This window comes from Ignavibacteriales bacterium (genome assembly GCA_026390815.1).
Lineage (GTDB): Bacteria > Bacteroidota > Ignavibacteria > Ignavibacteriales > SURF-24 > JAPLFH01.
In genome coordinates this window covers 158876-183177 of sequence record JAPLFH010000012.1, presented here as the reverse complement: position 1 = coordinate 183177, position 24302 = coordinate 158876, and the positions used below count along the sequence as shown (strand labels likewise).

19 protein-coding genes and 5 tRNA genes are annotated in these 24302 nt (G+C 32.5%); 18 read left to right on the top strand and 6 right to left on the bottom strand.

Annotation, left to right across the window (positions count from 1 at the left end; translation table 11 throughout):
• The first annotated feature begins 113 nt into the window (after positions 1-113).
• Together NTX22_05695 and NTX22_05690 are read left to right on the top strand one after the other, a co-directional pair.
• Positions 114-1100, top strand: a complete 987-nt coding sequence (locus NTX22_05695; GenBank protein MCX6149998.1) for a bifunctional oligoribonuclease/PAP phosphatase NrnA — start codon at positions 114-116, stop codon at positions 1098-1100.
• 42 nt (positions 1101-1142) lie between these two features.
• The gene (locus NTX22_05690; protein ID MCX6149997.1) at positions 1143-2027 is read left to right on the top strand and encodes a hypothetical protein; all 885 of its coding nucleotides are present in this window, start codon (positions 1143-1145) and stop codon (positions 2025-2027) included.
• 105 nt (positions 2028-2132) lie between these two features.
• On the opposite strand, the gene NTX22_05685 is transcribed toward NTX22_05690, so the two are convergent.
• The 3 genes from NTX22_05685 to NTX22_05675 form a co-directional block, all read right to left on the bottom strand.
• Positions 2133-2816 (bottom strand): ABC transporter ATP-binding protein, encoded by a 684-nt coding sequence (locus NTX22_05685; GenBank protein ID MCX6149996.1) that lies wholly within the window; start codon positions 2814-2816, stop codon positions 2133-2135.
• Between the two features lie 73 nt (positions 2817-2889).
• The gene (locus NTX22_05680) at positions 2890-4116 is read right to left on the bottom strand and encodes an ABC transporter permease (protein MCX6149995.1); all 1227 of its coding nucleotides are present in this window, start codon (positions 4114-4116) and stop codon (positions 2890-2892) included.
• Positions 4116-5342: an ABC transporter permease gene (locus NTX22_05675; protein MCX6149994.1), complete on the bottom strand. Its 1227-nt coding sequence runs from the start codon at positions 5340-5342 to the stop codon at positions 4116-4118. Before NTX22_05675 ends, NTX22_05680 begins: the two co-directional genes overlap by 1 nt.
• 333 nt (positions 5343-5675) lie before the next feature.
• Here NTX22_05675 and NTX22_05670 point away from each other — a divergent pair.
• The 4 genes from NTX22_05670 to NTX22_05655 all read left to right on the top strand — a co-directional run bounded on the left by NTX22_05670 (position 5676) and on the right by NTX22_05655 (position 6037).
• Positions 5676-5750 (top strand) — tRNA-Pro (locus NTX22_05670).
• Between the two features lie 38 nt (positions 5751-5788).
• A tRNA-Arg gene (locus NTX22_05665) sits at positions 5789-5862 on the top strand.
• Between the two features lie 14 nt (positions 5863-5876).
• A tRNA-His gene (locus NTX22_05660) sits at positions 5877-5950 on the top strand.
• A 15-nt stretch (positions 5951-5965) separates the two neighbouring features.
• Positions 5966-6037, top strand: a tRNA-Glu gene (locus NTX22_05655).
• 75 nt (positions 6038-6112) lie between these two features.
• Here the strand turns inward: NTX22_05655 and NTX22_05650 are convergent.
• Positions 6113-7417, bottom strand: coding sequence for an MFS transporter (locus NTX22_05650; protein ID MCX6149993.1), 1305 nt, complete (start codon positions 7415-7417; stop codon positions 6113-6115).
• Positions 7418-7554: 137 nt separating this feature from the next.
• Between NTX22_05650 and NTX22_05645 the strand changes: the two genes are divergently transcribed.
• From NTX22_05645 to NTX22_05615, 7 genes are all read left to right on the top strand, one after another.
• Positions 7555-8376, top strand: coding sequence for a lysophospholipid acyltransferase family protein (locus NTX22_05645; GenBank protein MCX6149992.1), 822 nt, complete (start codon positions 7555-7557; stop codon positions 8374-8376).
• Positions 8377-8492: 116 nt separating this feature from the next.
• Entirely contained in the window at positions 8493-9434 is a 942-nt protein-coding gene (locus NTX22_05640; protein ID MCX6149991.1) for an LD-carboxypeptidase, read from the top strand.
• Between the two features lie 146 nt (positions 9435-9580).
• Positions 9581-11728 (top strand): T9SS type A sorting domain-containing protein, encoded by a 2148-nt coding sequence (locus NTX22_05635; GenBank protein ID MCX6149990.1) that lies wholly within the window; start codon positions 9581-9583, stop codon positions 11726-11728.
• Between the two features lie 266 nt (positions 11729-11994).
• Positions 11995-13047 (top strand): [FeFe] hydrogenase H-cluster radical SAM maturase HydE, encoded by a 1053-nt coding sequence (gene hydE / locus NTX22_05630; protein ID MCX6149989.1) that lies wholly within the window; start codon positions 11995-11997, stop codon positions 13045-13047.
• A 60-nt stretch (positions 13048-13107) separates the two neighbouring features.
• A complete protein-coding gene (locus NTX22_05625) occupies positions 13108-13620 on the top strand; it encodes a tetratricopeptide repeat protein (GenBank protein MCX6149988.1) in 513 nt (170 codons plus the stop codon).
• Entirely contained in the window at positions 13617-14525 is a 909-nt protein-coding gene (locus NTX22_05620; GenBank protein ID MCX6149987.1) for a DUF58 domain-containing protein, read from the top strand. The genes NTX22_05625 and NTX22_05620 overlap by 4 nt, the downstream gene beginning before the upstream one ends.
• A gap of 62 nt (positions 14526-14587) precedes the next feature.
• Positions 14588-15235, top strand: coding sequence for a hemolysin III family protein (locus NTX22_05615; protein MCX6149986.1), 648 nt, complete (start codon positions 14588-14590; stop codon positions 15233-15235).
• A gap of 96 nt (positions 15236-15331) precedes the next feature.
• On the opposite strand, the gene glmM is transcribed toward NTX22_05615, so the two are convergent.
• Entirely contained in the window at positions 15332-16681 is a 1350-nt protein-coding gene (gene glmM / locus NTX22_05610; GenBank protein MCX6149985.1) for a phosphoglucosamine mutase, read from the bottom strand.
• A 189-nt stretch (positions 16682-16870) separates the two neighbouring features.
• Between glmM and NTX22_05605 the strand changes: the two genes are divergently transcribed.
• Complete coding sequence (locus NTX22_05605; protein MCX6149984.1) at positions 16871-17953, top strand: glycoside hydrolase family 5 protein; 1083 nt, start codon at positions 16871-16873, stop codon at positions 17951-17953.
• A gap of 2 nt (positions 17954-17955) precedes the next feature.
• On the opposite strand, the gene NTX22_05600 is transcribed toward NTX22_05605, so the two are convergent.
• Positions 17956-19791, bottom strand: a complete 1836-nt coding sequence (locus NTX22_05600; protein ID MCX6149983.1) for an APC family permease — start codon at positions 19789-19791, stop codon at positions 17956-17958.
• A 378-nt stretch (positions 19792-20169) separates the two neighbouring features.
• On the opposite strand from NTX22_05600, the gene NTX22_05595 reads away from it, so the two are divergent.
• The 4 genes from NTX22_05595 to NTX22_05580 all read left to right on the top strand — a co-directional run bounded on the left by NTX22_05595 (position 20170) and on the right by NTX22_05580 (position 24243).
• A tRNA-Phe gene (locus tag NTX22_05595) sits at positions 20170-20242 on the top strand.
• Positions 20243-20672: 430 nt separating this feature from the next.
• Positions 20673-21443 carry a DNA methyltransferase gene (locus NTX22_05590; protein ID MCX6149982.1) on the top strand — a complete coding sequence of 257 codons (771 nt, stop codon included), beginning with the start codon at positions 20673-20675 and terminating at the stop codon, positions 21441-21443.
• A 2-nt stretch (positions 21444-21445) separates the two neighbouring features.
• Positions 21446-22078, top strand: coding sequence for a hypothetical protein (locus tag NTX22_05585; GenBank protein MCX6149981.1), 633 nt, complete (start codon positions 21446-21448; stop codon positions 22076-22078).
• A complete protein-coding gene (locus NTX22_05580; GenBank protein ID MCX6149980.1) occupies positions 22078-24243 on the top strand; it encodes a B12-binding domain-containing radical SAM protein in 2166 nt (721 codons plus the stop codon). The genes NTX22_05585 and NTX22_05580 overlap by 1 nt, the downstream gene beginning before the upstream one ends.
• Positions 24244-24302: the final 59 nt, after the last annotated feature.

Genomic DNA, 24302 nt, shown 5'->3' with positions numbered 1-24302 from the left:
TTAGAGCAGCATAGAAAAATAATTGCTAAATTTAAGGCGAAGTTTTTACTTCGTCTTTTTTATAATAGTTTTGAATATTCGAGTATCAATTTTTTCATTTATCATGTTTTATTATGATTGATTTTTTATTATTGAAAAGAATAATCAGCGAGAATAATTCATTTCTTCTTTCCACTCATGTTAATCCGGATGCTGATGCAATTGGTTCAGAAATAGCCTTTTGCCAGATTTTGAAAAAATTGGGAAAAACGGTTAATATTATCAACCATAGCAAAACACCTTATTATTTAGAATTCCTTGATCCGGAAAATATAATTCAGAAATTTGATGTAGAAAAGCATGCTCATCTCTTTGATGAGGTTGATGTTCTTGTTGCTCTTGATTTAAATAGCTCTAATAGATTAGTGAAAATAGAAAAGTATTTTAATCAAAGCATAAAACTAAAAATTTGTATCGATCATCATCAGCATCCTGAAGAATTTGTTAATTACTTTTTCTTAGACAGTTCCTACTCAGCAACCGGACATATTATTTTTAGATTTATTAAAGAAACAAATATTGTTGATTTGACTAAAAATATAGCTGTGCCAATCTATGCAGCTATCATGACGGATTTAGGTTCGTTTAGATTTGACCGCACAACTTCAAAAATCCATCACATAATAGCGGAACTTTTAGATGCCGGTGCGGATCCGGTTGATATTTATGATAAGATTTATGATCAAAGTAATTTTAGCAAAATAAAATTGTTAGGTGAAACTCTGTCTTCAATCCAGCTTAACCATTCCAAAGAAATTGCATATATGGTTGTTACACAAGAAGCAGTTTTACGAACTGGAGCTGATGAATCTGAAGTTGATGGTTTTGTAAATTATTGCCTTTCCATTAAAGAAGTAAAGATTGGGCTGCTTTTTTTTGAAATGAAAGATGGTGTAAAAATTAGTTTGCGATCCAAAGGAACAATTCCAGTTAATCTGCTTGCTGAAGAATTTGGAGGAGGCGGGCATACCAATGCTGCAGGTACCAGGCTGTTTGATATTAGAATTTCAGAAATACTTACTAAGATAATTAATCGTGCAGAGTATTATTTAAATCAATAAGTTTATCTACAAATAATCTTCCTACATTAAATTAAATAAGAAATGGAATTTGAAAGTATAATTTTAGTTGTAGAAAAAGAAAAAGTGGAGGTTGTTAAGGAATTAATTAATACCATTAAGTACCTCAAACAGAATATTGTTGTTACATCTTTTCTTTTTGAAAATATTGGCGAAGAGGTAATTGTATCCTTTAAAATTGATACAGAATCCTATTCTTATATGTTGGAGAAACTACTTTTTAACAAAATCAGAATTCTTTCAGTTGAAAAGAAAAACGAAGAATTATTAGAAAGTATAAAAACAAAGTTAAATAAGAGGAGTTCGGATTTTGTTGGGTGGGGAGGTGTAAAAACAAAACCAAGCACAACAAAACCAAAAACACTTGATGAATTTGTTGCAGAAGGAAATTATAAAGAGGTTATTAAACTTTCTAAAAATATTACGCTGAATAGCGCTTTGCAAGAGAAAGCTAAATCAGCGATTCCTGATGTTATTAATCATGCGTTGGAAAATGCATTCAAAATAGGATTGAAGGGTAGATTCGATGTAGATGAGGCTATTTCAAAATTAATTGAAATAGCTTCGGATAGAAATTTAAAAGCTCTAAATAAAATTAGCGAAATGAAACAGGCTGGATTTCTGGCAATTGAGCTTTGCATTCGTAACCGTGATAATTATACTGATTTAATTTTAATTGCAAATAATAGTTCTATTCATAACCTGGTTAATGTAAAAGCAGTAATTAAATTTTCTCAATTAGTTATGATAAATGTTGAAGAGTATGAATCGGAATTACAAAGTGCAATAAGAACTTTAAATACAAGATGGCTCAACATCGCAATAGAAAGTGTTAGAAGTGATTTAACAGAATTAGAAACTGCGGAATTTGGAAAGATTATTACATACGTAATATTAAGACGTAAATAAACAAAAGTATTTTTCTAAAAGTAATTGAATTTTTTTTTACGAGGTAATTTTTTTTTTGTAATGGTTAACTTCAAAAAGGTGATTCGTTTCATCATTATACATTTATCATTTATTCACAATATTCCCATCTTTCATTTCAAAAACATAGTCTGCAAGTTTCATTAATTCCGGATTATGAGTTACAACAACAAAAGTAGTTCTAAATTCATCCCGGAGATTGACAAAAAGATTGTTTAGAATATCGCTGTTTGCAGAATCAAGATTTCCAGTTGGTTCATCGGCAAAAATAATTTCAGGTTGATTTATAAGCGCTCTTGCTACTGCAACTCTTTGCTGTTCTCCGCCGGATAACTCGGCTGGCTTATGATGAATTCTATCTTCCAGTCCAACAATCTTTAAAAGGTCTTTTCCTTTTTCCAGTGCATTTTTAAGCGAGCTATTATTTATCATCAATGGTATGGCAACATTTTCAACCGCAGTAAATTCTGGCAGCAAATGATGAAACTGGAAAACAAATCCGATATGCGAATTTCTAAAATTTGCCAATTGATTATCAGTTAGCTGAAATATTTCTTTATTATTTATCCACACGTTTCCAGCATCAGGTCTATCTAATCCACTTACGATATGGAGAAGTGTGCTTTTGCCTGCACCTGAAGCTCCGACTACAACAGTTATTTTTTCCTTTATAATTTCCAAAGAAATTCCATTTAAAACCTGGAGCTTTTTTTTCTGCTGGTTCTCAAAGGATTTAAAAATATTTTTCGCTATTAAAATTTTATCTTCCATACTTTTTTTATTTTATTCTACAATTCATTTTCAGATTCAATACATAAATTATTTCCGGTAATTACCAATCTTTTTACTCCCATTTTATTGCATCTATTAACGCAATTTTAGTGGCTCTTTTTGCCGGATAAAGAGAAGCGATAAATGAAAGAAAGAATGACATTCCTGCAACGGCTAAAAAATCAGATAACCTTAATTGAACGGGGAGAGCATCAATAATATATCTGGTTGGATCTAATGGATAGAGTTTGAAATGTTCCTGTAATAAAACTACCATTAAACCAATCAGGCTTCCGGCAATTGTTCCAATTATTCCAATCAGTACACCTTCAAACATAAAAATCCTAAGTATAGATTTATCTTTAACCCCCATTGATCGCAGAATTCCTATGTCTTGTTTCTTTTCTATGACGGACATTGATAAGGAACCGAGAACATTAAAAGTTGCTACTGCAATTATCAAACTTAAAATAATATAGGCAACCCATCTTTCAATTTGCATCATTGAGTACAGGTCTTTGTGCAAATCGTACCAGCTACTAATGCTAAATTCATTTTTATTAACATTCCTTTCAAGTTGGGTCTTAATTTCGTTGGAAAATTTAATATCGTCTAATCGAATTTCAATACCCTGAACCTCGTCTTTCAATCCTAATAAATCTTGAGCAGACTTTAGAGAAGTAAAAACATAATTTAAATCATAATCGTTGTTGTTGGATTCAAATATTCCTTTTACTATGTACTTTTTAGTTATTGGCATTGCGTAGGTGAGAGCTGACATACTTAGATTATTAAATGAAGTAACAGCTACGCTATCACCAATCAAACTTTGAAGTTTTGTTGCAAGGTTCAAACCGATAATTATTCCATCTTCGTTATCGTTAAGATTATATTTACCATATTTCAAACTCGATTTAAATCCCCAATTTGTATTTTCCGATTTATAATCAAATCCTTTTAAATCTACAATACTGATTCGGCTTTCACACTTGATTATTGTTTTGCCTTCGACAAATGGTGTATAAGAAATAATGTGGTTGGTTTTATTAAGTTGCATTCCAAGTTGTTCAAGTTTGTTTGAACTTCCATCGGTAAGTGATGTAATCCTAATGTGTGGATCGAAATTAACAAGGATTGACGTTACTAAATCACCAAAACCATTGAAGACTGAAAGTACAATTATTAAAGCGGCTACGCCGAGTGTAATTCCAATTGATGAAACGATAGAAATAATTGTAATAAAATTAAGTTTATGCTTAGAAAGCAAATATCTTTTTGCAATAAAGAATTCAAAATTCATTAATTAAATCTCAATGTTGAAATTGGAGAAAATTTACTTCCAATATAGCTTGGAATTATCGAAGCGAGTATACAGAGTATTAATGTTGCCACCGAAATAATTAAATAACTTTGCCACTCTATTACAACTGGTGCCTGGGACATGAAATAAACCGTCTCTGGAATTTTTATTATGTTAAACTCCTGCTGCAATTTACTTAAAATTAGTGCAATTAAATTTCCCAACACTATTCCGATGATAGACAAATAAATTCCCTGAAGAAGAAAGACTGAAATTACCTGGTTGTTTTTTGCACCCATCGATTTTAATATTCCAATAGCATTTGCTCTTTCTAAAACTATCATTAACAAAGTGCCAACTATGTTGAAGACAGCAACAATAACTATTAAAATCAGAGCTATTGGGATAAGCCGTTTTTGTAAATCAATCCAGGTGAAAATATTCTGGTAAACTTTAAATATCGTCCGGACATAATATGGATAACCAAGATAATCGCCAAGATTATTTGCCAGACTGTCAATCTTTGTAATATTGTTGAGTTTAATATCGTATCCGTTTACACTATTTGTCATTCCAAAAATTTCTTGTGCTGTTAAAAGATTGGTATAAGCAAATTGATCGTCGTATTCTGCCATTCCACTTTCAAAGATTGCAGCAACTCTAAATTGTTTTATTCCAGGTGGATTTTCCGGAGAAGGAATAGAATTATTCTTAATTGTAAAGGTTGTTAACAAATCTCCACATCGAGTTTGTAATTTTTCAGCAAGCTTTTTTCCAATAAGTATTGAAGGCTGAAATTTTTGATAAGTTAAATCTAATCTTCCATCCGTTATATATGATTTAAGATTTGATACATCATATTCTGGAAGAATACCCTTTATTATTATGCCATCAGTTGTTCGTTTTGATTTGATAATTGCTAAATTACTTGCGAAGGGTGAAATTCCTTCTACATATGGTTTTAATTTATTCTCCAAAGCTGGTCTGATAATTTTATAATCAGGCAAGACTCTGTTATTAAAGGAAGTAATTTGAATATGCGAGTTGAGTTGGATAATTTTTCGGCTAATTGTTTCCTTAAATCCGCTTAAAACTGTTAAAGTGAGTATAAGAGTAGCTACTCCAATTGCAATCCCAACAATTGTAATTATACCAATTAGAGAAAGAAATCTCGAATTTTTCTTCGAAAGAGAAAATCTATTAGCTATGAAAAAAGGGAAATTCATTCTTATGATTTTATTTTTGTGATTCAAAATTACAAATAAATTAAGTAAAATTATAATAAACTGAATTGCATAATAACCATATTAGTCATATCTTTATAACCTAATTTTTATGTTCCTTGAATTGATTTTTATATAACAAGAGTATTATGCTTTTGTAAACTTCGGCTTTTAGTTAACGCCCGAAGAAGGATGGTTACTGAGTAAAGAACAGGAAAAGATTCGAATACGATGCAAAAATGAAGATAGTTAAATTAACCCGGTTATCGCGTCCCGATTTAAGATCGGGAAGGTCTAAGGTTCATAAAAATAGTGATAGAATAAAAAAAAGATAAACGGGGCGTAGCGTAGTCCGGTTATCGCGCCTGGTTTGGGACCAGGAGGTCGCAGGTTCGAATCCTGCCGCCCCGACAAGAAAATGTTATTTTTATAATGAGAAGCCAAATTGAGCGCCCGTAGCTCAATCGGATAGAGCATCAGCCTTCTAAGCTGAGGGTTAGTGGTTCGAGTCCACTCGGGCGTACCCAGTTGAATACGGTGAGTATAGCTCAGTTGGTTAGAGCACCAGGTTGTGGCCCTGGGGGTCAAGGGTTCAATTCCCTTTACTCACCCAAAAATATTTTGATGGCCCCATCGTCTAATGGTTAGGACACCGCCCTTTCACGGCGATAATATGGGTTCGAGTCCCGTTGGGGTCACAAAAAAAGCCTTGAAGATTTTCTCTTCAGGGCTTTTTTATTTCCTAAAGTAGTTTAAGATTTAGTAAAAGGAAATCAGTTTTTTACACCTTGTTTTGGTGCCAGGAATTTATTGAATAGAAGAAGCCCAACAATTGTAACAACTCCAATCATCGAGAAAATTAGCCATAGTGTACCGGGTTGATTTAATTTATCAACAAAATGAACATAAAGATTAGCACCTAAAACACCACCGATTCCACTTCCTAAAACTCCATAAAGGAAAGCATAACCCAGGTAAAGGGCTTTCTTATCCGGGGGAGCAATTAATCCAACATAACTTATATATTTTGGATGAGCTGTCATTTCTCCAATTGAAAAAATTATTATACCAGCTATAAAAACCCATGCGTTGGTAGAGATGGCTAAAATTCCCATTCCAATAGTTCCTAATCCAATTCCAATGATCATTGTAGGAAGAGCTTTGGTATGCTTTACAATATTCGATATAACTATTTGGAGAAGTATGATTGTTCCCGCATTAATCACTGTAACATGTTCCGCATCAAACTTCCATGCGGGATTTGACATAAAGAGCGATAGAAATGAATTTACGAAACTGTTTACTTGTTTCATTTCTACGTGTTCTTTTAAATACCATAATACCGTATCAAACATCTGAAAATAGAGAATCCAAAAACCAGAATAAATTACTATCATAAGAATGAATCTAAAATCTTTAAGTACTAAAACTGCTCCTTTCAAAACTTCTAAAACACTTTTTGTACTTGCTGGTTTAGCTGGTTCTTTATAAACAAAAAAGTTTAGAATAAGAAGCCAGCCAGTTCCAACGGCTGCCATTAAAAAAATATAAGACCAAGAAATATTTTTTAATATTGGAATAAGAAATAGAGGGAAAATAAAGGCACCTAAATTTATCGACCAGTAGAATATACCAAATCCAACGGTTGAATTTTTTTCATCCGTTGAGCGGGCAATTGTTCCGGAAATTATAGGTTTGAAAAAGCCAGCCCCAATAACCATCAGAAGTAAACTTAGAAAGACTAATGTATATGATGTTACCATACTTGTTAGAAAATAACCAACGCTCATTACTGTAAAAGCAAACATTAAAGTTTTACGGTAGCCGAACCTTTCTGCGATGGCTCCTGATAAAATTGGCAAGAAGTATAATAGGGGAGTTATAGTACTTTTAATTATTCCAACACTTTCTTTACTAAAACCTAATCCACCTTCATTTACACTCATTACAAGGTATACTGAAAGAACTGACATTACACCATAATATGAACCTCTTTCAAAAAATTCCATCGTAATAACAGTCCAGAAATTTTTAGAAAAAGATCTGAAAATACCTTTTTCATTTTTGGTTTGTGCCATATTAAGCTCCAGATAATTTTCGGATATATGTGTGCCAAAATAAGGAATAAGAAGCGGAAATATCAAACACATAAATAAAATTTTTTTAATGATTGATATTTGCTATTTTTGCCAACAATAAATAACATTTAATTTTCTTGATAAATAACATCTACAAAAATTTAATATTAACCCAGGAAGATGTATACAAAACATCTTCGGAAAGTAACGCTCATTTTTTAAAAGGTACCGCAGTAAATTTTTTTATTCATCTCATTGGTATAGTGCTTCGAGGTGGAAAACTCGCTAAACAAAATAATTATGGAAATAAAGAATGGGTAGAGTCAAGTTTGGGTGTTATGCGTGGGTTGGAAAAAGCTGGGATAAAATTTGATATATCGGGTTTAAAAAACATTTCAGGATTTGAAGGTCCTGCCATATTTATTTCCAACCATATGAGCACTTTAGAAACAAGTGTACTTCCATTATTAATTCAACCGCAAAAGGATGTTACTTTTGTTGTGAAGCAGGAGTTACTAAATGTTCCTTTCTTTGGTACTCTATTAAAAAGTAGAAATCCGATAGTAGTTGGAAGAAGTAATCCACGTGAAGATTTTATACATGTAATTAATCAGGGTGAAGAAAATATTAAAAGGGGAAGATCGATTATAATTTTTCCACAGCGGACAAGAAGTTCTGTTTTTGATGCAGCTTCCTTTAATACAATGGGAATTAAATTAGCAAAAAAAACTGATGCATATGTGGTTCCAATTGCATTAGTAACCGATGCCTGGGGTAATGGTAAAATAATTAAAGAGTTTGGTAAAATAGATTCAACTAAGATTGTATACATTTCATTTGGAGTACCTTTTAAAGTGGAATCAAGTGGTACTAAAGAACATTCATTGGTTATCGATTTTATAAAATCAAAATTGATAGAGTGGAAGCGGCACGATTGTATATTAGAAAATGGGAGATGAGGATTGTTCTGTTACTGGTTAAACCAGGATTGAAAAATCATATTTGCAAAGTGGGATAAGAATTTTTATTTTAACGGCTAAATTTAATAATCTTATTTTAACTGTCCGGAGGGGATATGAAAATATTGAAACCTTCTAAATTGAACAAAGGGGATCTAATTGGTATCGTTTCGCCAGCATCAACCCCCGACGATCTGACAAAAATTGAAAAAGGTGTTAGATACCTTGAAGGTTTAGGGTACCAGATAGAAGTTGGTAGCAATGTTGGACAAAATATTGGCTATTTAGCTGGTAGTGATGAACAAAGGGTTGCTGATCTTCATTATATGTTTAGCAAAAAGGAAGTAAAAGCAATAATTTGTATACGCGGAGGATATGGCTCACCAAGATTACTTGACAAAATCGATTATAATTTAATAAAAAAATATCCTAAAATATTTGTTGGCTATAGTGATATAACTGCACTCCAGATGGCATTTTACAAGAAAGCTGGTTTAATCACTTTTGCTGGTCCTATGGTGGCTGTAGATTTTGGTGGAGAAGTTAGCAAGTTTACAGAAGAAATGTTCTGGGCATTGATAACTTCAAATAAAAAGTTTGGAAAAGTTAAAAATCCAGACAATGAAAAATTTAATATTCTTCGTCCTGGTAAAGCTCAAGGTGAATTACTCGGTGGCAATCTTTGTCTGTTGGTTTCACTAATGGGGACAGAATATTTTCCATCATTTGAAGATAAACTTGTTGTCTTTGAAGAAATTGGGGAAGCCCCGTACCGAGTTGATAGAATGTTAAATCAATTAAAACTTGCTGGAATATTAGAGCAGATTAAGGGAGTTATTATAGGAAGATTTGTGGATTGCTTTGAAACTGATCAATCTAAAAAATCATTAACATTAAATGAAGTTATTAACGATTACTTTGGGAAATTAAAGATTCCAATCATTTATAATTTCCAACATGGACATATAAAAGACAACATAACAATTGCATTTGGAATAAAGTATAAGATTAATACAGAAGACTCTTTTGTTGAAATTATTGAAAGCGCTGTAGAGTAATTAAAACCGATAATAAGCAAAATTAATTTGCTTTATTAATTGCTATTATTTAGGTTAGTCTCAGATTTATTAACCATCCACAAGTTCTAATTTTTGATGAAAACATTTCTAAAAAAACTTTTTATTAACATTAATTTGGAGGTCCAATGAAAAAATTATTCCTTGTTTTAATTACGCTATTGTTAGTGGTTGGGTTCAGTAATGCACAGTACACAAAATTGTGGGAAAAAAGTGCTGGCGCATATCCTTGGCTCGCAAACGATAATAGTTTCCGAGCCCTTGCTGTAAATCCTGTTACTGGACATTTACTTGTTGCAAGTAAAACAACTCCATACGCAATCCATATTCTAAATGCACTATCTGGAGAAGAGCTTGGAACTTTGGATATGACCGGTGTTTCTGGTGGAACATTCAATTTAAATTTAGTCCGCGTTACAGCAGATGGAAAAATTTATGCGTGTAATTTAGCCTTAGCGGCAGGGGAGTTAAAACTTTATCAGTGGGCTAATGAAGCAGCAGTACCAACTGTTGCATGGTCAGGAGCTGTTGCGCAACGTGCTGGTGATGCTTTCCAGGTAACTGGTTCTGGTGTGACTACAAAAATTTATTGTAGTGGTAGTTCAAGCAATGTTATTTATGTTTTTTCTACGGTTGATGGGACAGTTTTTGCACCAGCAACAGATATATCACTTTCTGCAGCAGGTCTTGCCAGAGGAGGTATTTCACCGATCGCTGATAATCAGGAAGGTGGATTCTGGGTAAATGGAGCTGGAACCCCAACAATACATATTGATGGAACCGGAGCTAATGTAGATACTATCAACACAGGTGTAATTGCTTCCGGTTGGCATAGTGTAAAATATTTTGAACGAGCAGGAAGGAAATATGTTGCTGTCATTGGAAGAAATGATGCAACTTTTGGATTGACCATGTTGGTTTATGATATTACAACTTCTGAAAAATATCCAAAACACTTTCTAACGCTTTCTTTAACTAACGTTTATAATGCAAATGCAAATGCAACTGCGGATGTTACAGTTAAAGTTAATCCAACAGATGATTCATTTATTATTTATCAATTAGTTTCTAATAATGGCATTGCTGCATTTAAAGTTAATGCTTTAGATATCATTCAAGCGCGTGAAGATTTGAATGCTGATAACATCCCTGATAGAAAAACTGATACTGTATACGTTAAAGGAGTAGTATTCACTCCTAATTATCAAACCTCTAACCGTTCCTACTATATATGGGATGGTACTGCTGGTATTGCTACTTTTAAAAGTGGTTTGTTAAGCCCAGCGCTTAGTTTAGGAGATAGTGTTGGCATCACTGGTTTCATTGATCATTATAATGGTTTAACAGAAATTACTCCTTTAACTGATACAGATGTTGTAGTTTATAAAGACAGTGCCGCTTTACCTATTGAGCAAGAACTTACCTTAGCACAATTTAAAGCAACTCCGGAAGATTATGAAGCAGAGTTTGTACTTTTTAAAAATCTAACAAAAGTTTCTGGTAATTGGCCAACATCTGGAAGTGCAAATTTGACTTGCGTGACTGGTACCGATACCATTATTGTTAGGATCGATAGCGATACAGACATAGATGGTAATTTAGAGCCATCCTGGCCAAGTGATATTCGTGGAGTTATTACTCAATTCAGTTCTACAAATCCAGCTGCTGGGTATCAATTACAGCCCAGGTTTTTTACAGATTTTCTAGCAATTGTTCCAGTAGAACTAGCATCCTTTGCGTCAGTAGTTAAAGGAAATGTTGTTTCATTAAACTGGCAAACAGCTTCTGAATTGAACAACAGAGGATTTGAAGTTTACAGAAATAGTGAAATGGTAAAATTCATTCCTGGTTTTGGTACAACCAATGAAAAGAAATCATATCAGTTTGCTGATAATAATTTGAGCAACGGAACTTATACTTACAAATTAGTTCAGGTTGATTACAGTGGAGCCAAAAAAACAGTTGGCACTACTGAAGCGGTTGTAAATTCTGTTCCAACAGAATTTGCTTTGTTACAAAATTATCCAAATCCTTTTAACCCAAATACATTAATTAAGTTTGCCTTACCATCAGATTCAAAAGTAAGCTTAAAAGTATTTAGCATTATTGGTGAAGAAGTTGCCAGCTTAGTTAATGGCAATTTTGCTGCAGGAATTCACGAAGTTAATTTTAATGCTGTTAATTTCAACAGTGGAATATACTTCTACTCAATCAGTGTAAAGGGTGTTGATGGAACTAACTTTACAGGCACGAAGAAAATGATTTTAGTTAAGTAAACCTTAATTTTACATTCATTTTAGAAAGCCCCTCCAATATGGCGGGGCTTTTTTTTCCAGTCTAAAAGCAACTTCCAGTTAATTAATTCTATTCCATTTAAGAAAAAAAACACAGTTTGAAAGAAAAGATTCTCTCATTTAAGAAATCCAAAATGAAATGCTTGATTTTTTTGAATTATTATGTTTTAACTCTTATGGCAGGATTATTGTGTTTTGCTTTAGTGGTTTATTAACGGAGAAAGAGACGTTTACTTTTAACTATTGTTATGGAATTAGAAAGTATATTAAATAAAAATGAATTAACAAGAGAAGAAATAATTTATCTTCTTGAGTTATCTGATTTCAGAGATACCAGACGTCTTTTTGAAAAAGCAGATGAAGTTCGTAAACAATATTGTGGTGATGAAGTTCATCTTAGAGGAATAATTGAAATTTCTAACTTCTGCGAACAGGATTGCCTTTATTGCGGAATCCGAAATGGAAATAATGAACTTGAACGCTACAGAATGCAGCCGGATGAAATTATTGAAACCGCCAAAATTATTTCTAATATTGGGATAGGTACAATTGTAATTCAAAGTGGTGAAGATTTTGCTTTCGATACTGATAAAATTGCATATATAATTTATTCAATTAAGCAAGATGCGGATGTTGCAGTTACTTTAAGTTTAGGTGAACGGGAATTTGAAGAATACAAAACATGGAAATATGCCGGTGCAGATAGATATTTGCTTAAGCACGAAACGGCAAATCCAAAACTTTACTCAATCTATCACCAATCCCAAAAAGTGCAAGACCGACTTGAACACATAGAATTTCTAAAATCAATTGGATTTCAGGTTGGTAGTGGAAATTTGATTGGCTTACCGTTCCAAACTACAGAAGATATTGCTGATGATTTGCTGCTCTGTAAAAAATTAGATGTAGATATGGCTTCTTTTAGTCCGTTTGTACCTTCGCCGAATACTCCTTATTGGAATAAATCAATTGGAAGCGTTGAATTAACTTTAAAAACAATTGCAATAGGCAGAATACTTTTAAAGAATACTCACATTCCGGCTACAACTGCAATTGCTACAATCGATTCACTTGGTAGAGAAAAAGCATTGCAAGTTGGGGCAAACATTGTAATGCCTAATTTTACACCAAAAATCTACCGGGAAAAATATAAAATATATCCTAAGAAACACAATCTCATCGATGATCCAATTCACGGTACCGTTAAGATTCAACGCATCCTTGCATCGTTAGGCAGAAAAGTTTCCTGGTCAAGGGGCGATTCCATGAAACCAAATCCTGACTTGTCTCCAATCTCCTGATTTAGTATTATTCTAATAGAAGAATTATTTCTTTTACCATTTTTTCTTTGGAGTAAATTTATGAATAAATACTTTTTGGGTTTATCAACTATTTTTGCAATGATATTGTTTTTTACCGGGTGCTCAAAATCAGATAAAGGTTTTTGGGATGATGCTCTGAAATTTCAAAAAGAAGGTAAAGTAAACGAAGCAATTAATTCTTATGAAATGATTGTTGAGAAACATTCCCAAAGTCCGTTGGCAAACAAGGCACTTTTTGAAATTGCAAAATTATATCATGGCAATGCAGTAAAGAATGCTGATGGAAAAGAATCCTTAAAAAAAGCAGTTCAATACTATGATAGAATATTTAAAGAATATCCTAAAAGTGAAGAAGCCCCAAAAGCATTGTTTATGAAGGGATTTGTTCAATCAAATGATTTTAAGGATTTTGATGCTGCTAAAATAACATTCCAGAAGTTCATTGATACTTATCCAAATAATGAACTGGCAGCTTCTGCAAAAACTGAATTGCAAACCTTGGGTATGCAGCCGGAAGATATTTTAAAGCAAAATCTGCAATCAAAAAAATGACAGAAACTACACTTGACTATAGAAAATATTTAGATCCTTCGACTGTTTCTAAACTTAATTCTCTTGAATTAAAAGCACGGCTGGTTGTTGAAGGATTTCTGGTTGGATTGCATAAAAGTCCTTACCACGGATTTAGTGTTGAGTTCAGTGAGCATCGACCTTATATGCAAGGAGATTCCCTAAAAAATATTGATTGGAAAGTTTACGGTAAAACAGAAAAATTTTATATAAAACAATTTGAAGAAGAAACCAATTTAGTTTGCCATCTTATTCTTGACGTTAGCAAATCAATGGATTATGGCTACGAAAATAATATTAAGAAATTGGATTATGCTTCTATGCTTGCCGCCAGTTTAATTTATTTGATGCAGAAGCAGCAGGATGCGGTTGGGCTTACACTATACTCAGACAAAATAGAATCTTTTCTTCCACCTAAATCTTCCAAAAGTTATTTGCCGGAGCTTCTTAGAACTTTAAGCCAGGTGAAGCCTACAAGTACTACCAAAACTGCCAATTGTCTTAGCTCTGTTGCCGAAAAAGTAAAGAGAAGAGGATTGGTAATTATCATCTCCGATTTTTTTGATGATGTAAAATCTGTGCTAACTGCACTCAAGCATTTCCGATATAAAAAGAATGAAGTAATAGTTTTCCAGGTTCTGGATCCAATTGAAAGGAGTTTTGCTTTTAGCAGAGATGCAATTTTTAAAGATTTAGAATCCGCGGAAGAAATGACAACACAACCGCACCAGATTCAGAAAGCATATCAGATTGCGATGAAAGAATTTATTGAAATGATCAAAGAAGAATGTCTTAACTCCAATATTGAGTACAATCTGATAGACACATCTACGCCATTTGATAAAGCTTTGTTCAGCTACTTTAAGAAGCGAAGAAGGTTGATGTAATTAAGATTCCCTAATTTCCTTAAAATTTTTTATAATATCCCAGCATTTAGAAGAGAGTAAATTTGTTTCATAAATTCCGTGATCCATTTAGTGGTTTAAGTCATCTCGTAACGGCAATTTCAGCTTTGGTAGGATTAATCTTTTTAATTTTCACTTGTAGAGGTGATTTAATAAAATTAATTTCACTGCTTGTCTACGGAATGAGTTTGATTATAATGTTCTCAATAAGTTCAGCTTATCATCTAACATCTGCAAAACCAAAAACAATTGAAATTTTACGTAAGCTTGACCACTCTGCAATTTTTATTTTAATTGCTGGGACTTACACTCCTATTTGTATAAACCTGCTTACTGGTTTTTGGAGATGGGGATTGCTTATTATTATTTGGTTGATTGCAATAATTGGGATTATTGTAAAGCTGTTTATAATCAAAGCGCCCCGATGGATTTCTGCGAGTATTTATGTAGCAATGGGTTGGCTGGCATTAATTGCAATGAATGAAATTGTTACTGTATTTCCAACAGGTGCTTTAATCTGGTTATTCCTCGGTGGAGTTATCTTTACTCTTGGATCCGTTATTTATAGTTTCAAACTAATGAATTTTGTACCTGGTGTGTTTGGCTTTCATGAAGTATGGCACATCTTTGTAATTTTGGGAGGTCTTTGCCATTATATTCTAATATTTAAGTACGTTGCCCAAGCTGTATAAAAAAGTGCGGATTAAGTAAGTGTAATGAAAATTATAAATTTTTACTTCATTACTTTCAACTTTTATTTTTATATGTTCAAATTGATGAAATTAATTTTACATCATACTTTTAATTTCACTAAAATATTTATCAATAAATTTTTCAGCTTCTACAACTGTTTTAGCTTCTGTAATACATCTAATAATTGGTTCAGTGTTCGATTTTCTGAAATGCACCCAATGATCTTCAAAATCGATTCGTAAACCATCTTCAGTATTAATATTTTCGTTTTTAAATTTCTCAATTAGAGCATTAACAATTAAATCTGGATTCGTATTCTTCAGCTCAATTTTTCTTTTAGCAATATAATATTTTGGCAACTCTTCTTTCAATTCGGAAATTGTTTTTCCAAATTCTAAAAGATGCTGTAGCGTGATTGCGATACCAACCAAGGCATCTCTTCCGTAATGCAATGCAGGATAAATTACTCCACCGCTTCCTTCACCACCAATTATTGCATCCACTTCTTTCATTTTTTTTACAACATTCGCTTCTCCAACAGATGAACGAAAGACCTTGCATCCAGCAGCTTTGGCAACGTCATCCACAGCTCTTGTAGTTGATAAATTAACAACAACATTTCCTTTTTCTTTAGATAAAACAAATTTTACAGCCTGAGTAATTGTATTTTCTTCGCTAAACGGTTCGCCTTTATCCGTAATTAAAACTAATCGATCAACATCAGGATCCACAACAATACCAAGATCAGCTTTCGCTTCTTTTACAGCAGCCATTGTTTCTAATAAATTTTCCGGTAATGGTTCCGGCAAACGGGGGAAGATTCCTGTTTTCTCACAATTCATTTCAATCACTTCGCATCCAAATTCTCGCAGTAGATCAGGAATGCAATATGCTCCGGCTCCATTAACGCAATCTGCAAGTACTTTAAATTTTCTTTCCTTGATTTTTACTTTGTCAATGTACTTTAGTTTAAATACATCTTCCATATGTTTTTTCAATCCATTCTGATATAAAGAAATTTTCCCTAAATTATGCCAGCTTTTATAAGTTCTTTCCTTTGTCAGGATTTTTTGTAAATCAAGATTTTCTTCAGGGGTCATAAATTGTCCGGTACTATTCAGAAGCTTAAGAGCGTTCCATTCATTTGGATTATGACTTGCAGAAATTGCAATACCACCAGCGGCTCTAAGTGTTTTTACCGTGTATTGAACCGTAGGAGTAGGAACAATTCCAATATCAATAACTTCAATTCCTTTTGCGGAAAGAGTACCAACAACAATACTTTTTACCATTTCACCAGAAATTCTTGCATCCCTTCCAACCACTACTTTTCCTCTACCGCAAAAATCTGCATAAGCTGAAGTGTATTTAACTAAAACTTCTGGTTCCAAACCATCGCCTACCAGACCTCTAATTCCAGATATGCTAACCATTAGTGTGGACATCGTTCCTCCATAAAAACATTTTATTTTATTTTTAATATAAAATATTTATTTCATACGTGAAATATTCTGAAAGAAATATTTAGGTTATATTTACATTTAAATGAATTGTTGGCACAGAATTATTCCATTTGGGATATGTAACTAAATCAACTAATTTTGCAAATCATAAAAAGTGAATTTGAAAAGCAAATGAATAAATCATATATAAATAGAAAAAAACTCTCCTCCTTTAGTTATTTAATTTCTGCATTGTTGTTATTCAATATTGGGTGCTCAAAAGATTCCAGTAATCCAGTTATACCAACGGATAACCCACTTACTAACCCGCTGGATCCATTTGAACAAAATAAACGGCTTGGCAGAGGGATAAATCTTGGAAATGCCCTGGAAGCGCCGACAGAAGGAGAATGGGGTGTTGTTTTAAAAGAGGAATTTTTTCAATTGATTAAGGAAAAGGGATTCAATTCGGTTCGGATTCCAATTCGCTGGTCTTCTCACGCATTAACTGCAACTCCATTTACTATTGATCAAAAATTTTTTGAGAGAATTGACTGGGCAATAAATCAATCATTATCCAACGGACTTGCTGTAGTTATTAATATTCATCATTATGAAGAAATGATGACTGATCCTGTTAACAATAAAGAGAGATTTCTTTCATTGTGGAGTCAAATTTCTGCACGCTATGCAAATTATTCTGGCGATTTATTTTTTGAATTACTAAATGAACCGAATAACCAATTGACTCCAGACATCTGGAATCAAAATATTCTTGAAGCTATTAAAATAGTAAGGGAGAAAAATCCTTATAGAACATTAATTGTTTCTCCAGCTAATTGGAGCGGTGTTGAAAATTTATCAACTTTAAATTTGCCCAAAGATGAAAATAACCTGATTATTACATTTCATTATTATAATCCATTTCATTTTACTCATCAAGGTGCAGAATGGGTTTCCGGTAGCAATGATTGGTTAGGCACTAAATGGTTAGCATCTGCGCTGGAATTGGAAAATCTCAGTAGAGACCTGGATAGAGCTCTTTCCTGGTCAACAACAAATAACCGTCCACTTTACCTTGGGGAATTTGGTGCGTACAATAAAGCTGATTTGATTTCAAGAGCATATTGGACTTACTACGTTAGCCGATTGTCAGAGCAAAGAGGATTTAGTTGGGCATACTGGGAGTTTTGTTCCGGATTTGGTATTTATGATCAGCAAACAAAGTTTTGGAATGCGCAACTTCTTAATGCACTAATTCCTAAAAATGTTTAGAATTATTTCTGTCCAAAATAATCCATATGGAAAGTAAATTTTGGGAATTTCTTAGGTAAGTGAATGATATTATAAATCATCACTCCAATAGACATTCGATCCAACCAGGAAGACATGGGCCAGCCAAAGTGAATGTGAAGATGTTTTTCGGGAGGGAATTCATATTCAATAGTCTTAAGTAAACCGAATATCATATCAAATAATTTCATTTTCCGTTGGATTGAAAGGGAAAAATGATTTGGTGAAAGCGCCTTTGGTTGTTCTGTCCTTGGTGTGTAAAAACTAACGAATATTGAATCTTTGTGCTCTTCCTGGGCTTCCAATTCAGTTGGTCGACGGAAATAAATATGGACTTTATCAGCTATTGAATCAGCTATTGCAAAAATTACATCCATCGGAGTACTCGTAATCATTCGTACTTTAATTTCCGGAGACTTATATTTTGAAATTCTCAGACCTGCAAATAATACAATCGATGTTATACATAACCAAAGTACAGTTCCGTATGGTCTATGGATAATTATATAAGTAAAAGTACTTAACAGGATAATAAAAAGAATTAAAGTGCCAGTTCTGGAAGTTTTGTAAGTAATTTCTTTAGTTCCCCTTGAGTATCTATACATCAACAATGAGCCTGTGTTTATACAGAAACTTGCCACCAATCCTACGGCATACATTTCAGCAAGTATTGCCTGACTTCCGCTTGTTATTATTAATATAGCAGAATAAAAGAATGCATTAAGAATGTGAATCCTATATAACGATTGTTTTTTATTTAATTTAATAATTGATTCATAATTATATCTCTCAGCTATCTTTTCAATTAATTCTGCTGACGCTACCATCGCAGTATTAACTGCCATTATTAAAGTAAAAGTGGCTAAAATCGCAACTACAATCCCAAAAAATTGTCCATTTGTTAATGCTGCAAAAACAGGAATTAAGTCTGTTTCATGCTTTGATATATCTATTGGTGATGATAAAACTAATAATGCGATTAATGGAGTTACGATACCCACTGTTAGTGCAAGAAACAGATAAGCCTTTCTAATTTCTTTCCAACTTTTAACAAGAGAAGCAGTTTGAAGTACTGATTCTATACCTGAGTATGCTAGAATGCAACTTCCTATACCGATTATTATATTTTCATATGCAATGAAAGGAGAGCCTTCAGTTAAATCTCCTATGAATCCTTGAAAACTTGCAGCAATCTTTCCTGTAGAATTGGAATCTAAATTTAACGCACCACCAATAATTAAATTAACCAAAACAAATGCAGCAAAAACGAATATTAGAAAAGTAAATTTGGCATTTTCTTTTATGCCAATAATGTTGAGTGAAGTTATAAACCAGATTACTCCAAATTTTAGAATAAAATTTATTGCCGGGCTTGTTCCTAAAAATGATGTTCCGTTCTCAACCGCCGAAGCTGTTGAAATTGTTGCAGTTAAAACATAATCAACCAGAATAGATGAAATAGCAATGAATGAAAAACTTGGTCCAAGAACCATGTAAGAAAACGAATATACTCCGCCTCCTTTAATATTGTTTGCTTCTAAAATCTCAGCTATCTCAACCATCCTTGTAGAAAGGAATCGGATAAGGACTGAAGTAAGTGCGATATAAATTATAGCTTTTACACCTATAAACCGATGAGCTTCTGCATTTGCATAAAAGACTGATGTTAATTCGTCCATCAGGGTAATAATACCAATTGCAATCCAGGTTAAAAGCCACCGTCCATTCTGAAGATATGTAAGAAAATCTTTTTTGGAAACGAGCTTAATAAATGCTATTACAAGAAGAAGATTAATAATTATAAATATACTTGAATTCACTTTTAGACTTTATATTTGAAAAATCATAGATAAAAATAGGTGAATTTATTTGAAATTAGAAAAGAATATTTGTGGTTCTTAAAAGTCAATTTCCATTATCCAGGTTAACCACATTCTTCCTTGTTGAGGTAAGTTATAAAATCTTTTTTTGCTGTTAGCTTAATTAATAAATACGCAAGGAAAATATTTACAATAATAAACATAGTGGTTGTCGTTTATTCAATGATTCCAAAATTTATTGGTGGAGATATATTAAAAGACAAGATTTCCCTAAAAATTCAAATCAAATTTGTAGACGAGAATTATTTATGCACAAATAAAATAATAATTTTTGCGGTTTTTAATAAAATCGCTATATTTTGAACAACAAATTTGAATGGGCAGATAGCTCAGTCGGTAGAGCAATGGACTGAAAATCCATGTGTCGGCGGTTCAATTCCGTCTCTGCCCACGTTACAAAGAGGCATTACCGAGTGCCTCTTTTTTTATCTATAACCTTCAATCCTTCTTCTGTTACACAAACAGTTTTTTTTAAAGTTGTTTTATGTTAATTTTTAACAAAACATTATCAAGAATTTAATTGAATGAAAAATAAACTACAACCTATTGATGTTTTAAGAAATCTGTTAAGTAACCAGGAGTTACAATTAATAAAAAATGGTTTACTCGATCTTAAAAATGTTGTGGAAAATTCCGATAACCTGGAAATAGATTATTTGATTCCTAATAACAATGGGAATAAGAATAACATCAGAGAATATTTGTTGACTGAACTCAATCAAATAGTTGAAACGAAAACAATTGAAAGAACGAAGTATTACATCAGCCGTCTGATAAAAAGTTTGACTGTAAATGATGAAAACATTTTAAACGATCTTAATATGAATCTCTGGAAGCAATATGATGATATTATTACTGATAGCCTTTGGATATTTGATAAACGAGATACCTCCGGTGCGCATAACGCAGGATATTGGGGGAACTTTATTCCACAGATTCCAAATCAATTGTTAAGGAGATTTACAAAGAAAGGTGATTGGGTTTTGGATACTTTTCTTGGCAGCGGAACAACTTTAATTGAATGCAAGCGTCTTGGTAGAAACGGAATTGGTATTGAATTGTTACCTTCAATTGCTGAATTAGCAAAATTAAATATTGCAAAAGAAGAAGATATTTTTGGTTCAGATTATAAATCGAAAATAATTTGTGGAGACAGCACAAAAATTAATTTTGAAAAAGAATTGCAGAAAATTGGGATAGAAACGATTCAATTTGTAATTATGCACCCACCTTATTGGGATATTATAAAGTTCAGCAAGGATGAAAGTGATTTATCCAATTCAAAAAGTATTGAAGACTTTCTTGATCGATTAGGACAAATTATTGATGGAATTTATCCAATTTTAGGAAAAAGAAAATATCTTGCCTTGGTAATTGGAGATAAGTATTCTGGAGGTGAATGGATTCCTCTTGGATTTTATTCTATGCAAGAAGTTCTAAAAAGAAAATTCAAACTAAAATCTACCATCATTAAAAACTTTGATGAAACTAAAGGAAAGATGAATCAAAAAGAATTGTGGCGCTACAGAGCATTAAAAGGTGGTTTTTATATTTTTAAACACGAGTATATTTTCCTTTTCCAGAAAGTGTAAAAATGGAATTACTACAGATTGAAATTGAATTAAAGAAACGATTGGACTATCCTTACAATTGGGGAATGAAGCAGAATGATATTTTTGATAATCTTACTAATTTCATTTATCACACAGAAAAATTTCTTGATCTGCAAAAAAACATTAAGGAAAGATTTGATAAAAGAGTCGACTACGAATTACTTTCAAATTACGCTATGAACCGTTGGTTCAATTTCTGGTCTGCTCACGCAATAGAATTTATATTCTGCACGCTTCCCAATGTAAAACCTGCAAAGAATCATAAAGACAAACTTGTTGATTTTGAAATTATGGGAATAAGCTTTGATCATAAGACAACAGTATTTCCCAAAAAATATAATAAAACTATTGAAGAGGCACAGAAAGATCCAATCGATTTGATTAGATGGCTATATGTGAATCAAAGCCAACAGAAAAGAAAACACTTAAAGAACCGATTGTTTATAGTTCTACAATCACACGATGGTGAAAATTGGAAGCTTAAAGCTGAATTGTTTTGGTTGAAGGAACTGATTAAGAAATATGTGGCTGACTTCAATTCCAACAAATTATTTAGAATTGATTTAGATGAAAATAATTTTGTTCAGGCAGATATTATTTGGGGAATTAAGTGATGAAAGTTCTGTTGATAATTCCTCCATTTACACAAATAAACACACCATATCCATCTACAACTCAATTAGCAGGATTTCTTAAATCAAATGGTTATGAAGTTATTAATTTTGATTTATCATTAGCTGTTACTCTTCGTATATTTTCCAAAGAAGGATTAACTAAAATATTTTCTACAATTGCCGGGCAAAAATCAAAAAAAGATCAATATATAATCCGATGCCTGGCGTTATCCCAAAATTATATTGATGTAATTGATGCAGTTATAAATTTTTTACAAGGAAGAAATCAAAATCTTGCATACCGAATTATAAATGAAGATTTCCTGCCAAAAGGGAAGTCATTCGAAAAGGAAATTCCTGAAGACGCATTTGGGTATTTTAGCATTCAAGACAAAGCAAAATATTACTGCTCACTTTTAATAGATGATTTAACAAATTTAATCCGTAATACAATCTCACCACATTTTGGATTAAGCAGGTACGGTGAAAAAATTGCTACAAGCCTTTCAACCTTCGGACCAATTCTTAAGGAATTAACTCGAACAACAAATTTGATTGAGGATTTTATCATTGAAGAAACTTCTAAAAAAATTAGAGATTATAAACCCCATCTGGTAGGTTATACTATTCCATTTCCAGGAAATCTTTTAGGTGCATTGGTATCATCAAAATTTGTAAAAGATAATTTTCCTAAAACTAAAATTGTTTTTGGTGGTGGATATGTGAATACCGAATTAAGAAATATAAAAGACTCTAAAATATTTGATTATACTGATTACATTACTTACGATGATGGTGAACTTCCGCTGCTAAGTATAATTAATAATTTACATAGTAAGAATAAACCTAAAAATTTTATCAGAACATTGCGACGCAATAATGGTACATTAATTTTTTCTGAAAATGATCATAATGAACTATTTAAGCATGATAATTTTAATTCCCCATATTTAGCAGGAATTAATCCGGATGATTATATATCAATTACAGAAATGCTAAATCCCATGTACCGTCTTTGGACTGATGGCTATTGGAATAAACTTATGGTTGCACACGGATGCTATTGGCAAAAATGTACTTTCTGTGATGTAACCTTGGATTACATACGAAGATATTCTCCAGCAAAAGCTGTTACTGTTGTAGATTGTATGGAAGATTTAATTTCTCAAACAGGTAAAACAGCATTTCATTTTACTGATGAGGCTGCTCCACCAACTCTACTTAAAGAAATTGCATTTGAAATTCTAAAGCGCAAACTTAAAGTTACATGGTGGGGTAATATTCGTTTTGAAAAAGCATTTACAAAGGATTTGTGTAAACTGTTATCCTTATCTGGTTGTGTTGCAGTAAGCGGTGGGCTGGAAGTTGCTGATGATAGATTGCTTAAGTTGATTAACAAAGGGGTTACATTAGAACAGGTTGCAGTTACTTGTTCCAATTTTAGGCAAGCTGGAATTTTAGTACACGCATATTTAATGTATGGATTTCCTTCTCAAACTGAACAGGAAATAATAAACAGCTTAGAAATTGTACGCCAATTCATCAATTTGGACTTTATTCAATCAGCTTTTTGGCATTTATTTACGTTAACCATTCACAGTCCGATTGCTTTGAATCCCGGTTTCTACGGGATAAAAATAAAATCGTCTACAAGAAATTCATTTGCCAACAATGATTTGTTACACGAAGATTCCACAGGTGTTAATTATTATAAATATTCAGATGGATTAAACAAAGCGCTTTACAATTTTATGCATAGCATTGGTCTGGCTTGGGCTGCAGATAGTTGGTTTGATTTTAAAGTGCCACAATCAAATATTCCAGCAGAGTTAATAAAGAGTTATTTAGACAATTCCTATAAAGAGATTGAGTTAAATGATCGAATGAAAGTTTTATGGATTGGTTCTCAGCCAATTTATAAGAAATCTAACGATAAAATTGGGCTGCAAATATTTGGCAATTCTGCAGAAGGAAATTGGAAAGTAGACAAAAAAATTGGAGTTTGGTTGAGTGAAATTGCAAAGCTGTCCAGTTTTAATTCTGAACGGATATTTACTTATGGAGAATTAAAAAATAGTTTTCCCCTGGGTGAAAAGGAATTTGAAAAATTTATAAAGACTAAAGTTTGGAAAGAGATAAGAGAAATTTTTCTAATAATTCTTTAAGTTCAAAAATAATTTAAAAGTTTAGAAAAGTATAATTATGATTTGATTCCTGTATTTCC